1 rRNA gene is annotated in these 3109 nt (G+C 53.6%); it reads right to left on the bottom strand.

The features are described from left to right. Positions 1–58: 58 nt before the first annotated feature. Positions 59–2964: ribosomal RNA gene (locus HA48_RS21765) — 23S ribosomal RNA — on the bottom strand. Positions 2965–3109 lie beyond the last annotated feature (145 nt).

The following is a 3109-nucleotide window of genomic DNA, read 5'->3' as shown; positions in this document are numbered from 1 at the left end:
ATCCGGATGAACAAAGCTGAAAATTCTGTCTCTCAACCCAAAACGCCTCTGGCGTTGTAAGGTTAAGCCTCACGGGTCATTAGTACCGGTTAGCTCAACGCATCGCTGCGCTTACACACCCGGCCTATCAACGTCGTCGTCTTCAACGTCCCTTCAGGAGCATCAAGTGCTCAGGGAGAACTCATCTCGGGGCAAGTTTCGTGCTTAGATGCTTTCAGCACTTATCTTTTCCGCACTTAGCTACCGGGCAGTGCCACTGGCGTGACAACCCGAACACCAGCGGTGCGTTCACTCCGGTCCTCTCGTACTAGGAGCAACCCCCCTCAATTCTCCAGCGCCCACGGCAGATAGGGACCGAACTGTCTCACGACGTTCTAAACCCAGCTCGCGTACCACTTTAAACGGCGAACAGCCGTACCCTTGGGACCTACTTCAGCCCCAGGATGTGATGAGCCGACATCGAGGTGCCAAACACCGCCGTCGATATGAACTCTTGGGCGGTATCAGCCTGTTATCCCCGGAGTACCTTTTATCCGTTGAGCGATGGCCCTTCCATTCAGAACCACCGGATCACTATGACCTGCTTTCGCACCTGCTCGAGCCGTCACTCTCGCAGTCAAGCTGGCTTATGCCATTGCACTAACCTCCTGATGTCCGACCAGGATTAGCCAACCTTCGTGCTCCTCCGTTACGCTTTGGGAGGAGACCGCCCCAGTCAAACTACCCACCAGACACTGTCCGCAGCCCGGATTACGGGCCTACGTTAGAACATCAAACATTAAAGGGTGGTATTTCAAGGTTGGCTCCACGCAGACTGGCGTCCACGCTTCAAAGCCTCCCACCTATCCTACACATCAAGGCTCAATGTTCAGTGTCAAGCTATAGTAAAGGTTCACGGGGTCTTTCCGTCTTGCCGCGGGTACACTGCATCTTCACAGCGATTTCAATTTCACTGAGTCTCGGGTGGAGACAGCCTGGCCATCATTACGCCATTCGTGCAGGTCGGAACTTACCCGACAAGGAATTTCGCTACCTTAGGACCGTTATAGTTACGGCCGCCGTTTACCGGGGCTTCGATCAAGAGCTTCTCCTTGCGGATAACCCCATCAATTAACCTTCCGGCACCGGGCAGGCGTCACACCGTATACGTCCACTTTCGTGTTTGCACAGTGCTGTGTTTTTAATAAACAGTTGCAGCCAGCTGGTATCTTCGACTGGCTTCGGCTCCGGGAGCAAGTCCCTTCACCTACGCGCCAGCGTGCCTTCTCCCGAAGTTACGGCACCATTTTGCCTAGTTCCTTCACCCGAGTTCTCTCAAGCGCCTTGGTATTCTCTACCTGACCACCTGTGTCGGTTTGGGGTACGATTTCGTGTTACCTGGAGCTTAGAGGCTTTTCCTGGAAGCAGGGCATCAGTTACTTCAGCTCCGTAGAGCCTCGTCGTCACGCCTCAGCATAGAGCACTCCGGATTTGCCTGGAGTACATGCCTGCACGCTTAAACCGGGACAACCGTCGCCCGGATAACCTAGCCTTCTCCGTCCCCCCTTCGCAGTAACACCAAGTGCAGGAATATTAACCTGCTTCCCATCGACTACGCCTTTCGGCCTCGCCTTAGGGGTCGACTCACCCTGCCCCGATTAACGTTGGACAGGAACCCTTGGTCTTCCGGCGAGCGGGCTTTTCACCCGCTTTATCGTTACTTATGTCAGCATTCGCACTTCTGATACCTCCAGCAGACCTCACAGTCCACCTTCAGCGGCTTACAGAACGCTCCCCTACCCAACAACATTTACATGTCGCTGCCGCAGCTTCGGTGCATGGTTTAGCCCCGTTACATCTTCCGCGCAGGCCGACTCGACCAGTGAGCTATTACGCTTTCTTTAAATGATGGCTGCTTCTAAGCCAACATCCTGGCTGTCTGTGCCTTCCCACATCGTTTCCCACTTAACCATGACTTTGGGACCTTAGCTGGCGGTCTGGGTTGTTTCCCTCTTCACGACGGACGTTAGCACCCGCCGTGTGTCTCCCGTGATAACATTCCTCGGTATTCGCAGTTTGCATCGGGTTGGTAAGCCGGGATGGCCCCCTAGCCGAAACAGTGCTCTACCCCCGAGGATGAGTTCACGAGGCGCTACCTAAATAGCTTTCGGGGAGAACCAGCTATCTCCCGGTTTGATTGGCCTTTCACCCCCAGCCACAAGTCATCCGCTAATTTTTCAACATTAGTCGGTTCGGTCCTCCAGTTAGTGTTACCCAACCTTCAACCTGCCCATGGCTAGATCACCGGGTTTCGGGTCTATACCCTGCAACTTAACGCCCAATTAAGACTCGGTTTCCCTGCGGCTCCCCTATACGGTTAACCTTGCTACAGAATATAAGTCGCTGACCCATTATACAAAAGGTACGCAGTCACCCCCATAAAGAAGGCTCCCACTGCTTGTACGTACACGGTTTCAGGTTCTGTTTCACTCCCCTCGCCGGGGTTCTTTTCGCCTTTCCCTCACGGTACTGGTTCACTATCGGTCAGTCAGGAGTATTTAGCCTTGGAGGATGGTCCCCCCATATTCAGACAGGATACCACGTGTCCCGCCCTACTCATCGAGCTCACAGCTCATGCATCTTCGTGTACGGGGCTGTCACCCGGTATCGCGCGACTTTCCAGACGCTTCCACTGATGCACAAGCTGATTCAGGCTCTGGGCTGCTCCCCGTTCGCTCGCCGCTACTGGGGGAATCTCGGTTGATTTCTTTTCCTCTGGGTACTTAGATGTTTCAGTTCCCCAGGTTCGCCTCGCAACACTATGTATTCATGTTGCGATGATGCACAAGTGCACCGGGTTTCCCCATTCGGACATCGACGGCTGTAGCGGTTCATATCACCTTACCGTCGCTTTACGCAGATTAGCACGTCCTTCATCGCCTCTGACTGCCAGGGCATCCACCGTGTACGCTTAGTCGCTTAACCTCACAACCCACAGGCGTTTTGCAACGCTTGTCTGTTGTGAGCATTTGAGAGACTCGAACGCATCGTTATTCATTTCTTATTACGGAGAAATGAACCGACGCGTCGTTTCAAATTTTCAGCTTGTTCCGGATTGTTAAAGAGCAAA

It is taken from the genome of Pantoea wallisii, from assembly GCF_002095485.1.
GTDB lineage: Bacteria > Pseudomonadota > Gammaproteobacteria > Enterobacterales > Enterobacteriaceae > Pantoea > Pantoea wallisii.
The sequence above is the reverse complement of the archived record's forward strand: the minus strand, read 5'-3'. Positions and strand labels throughout refer to the sequence as shown.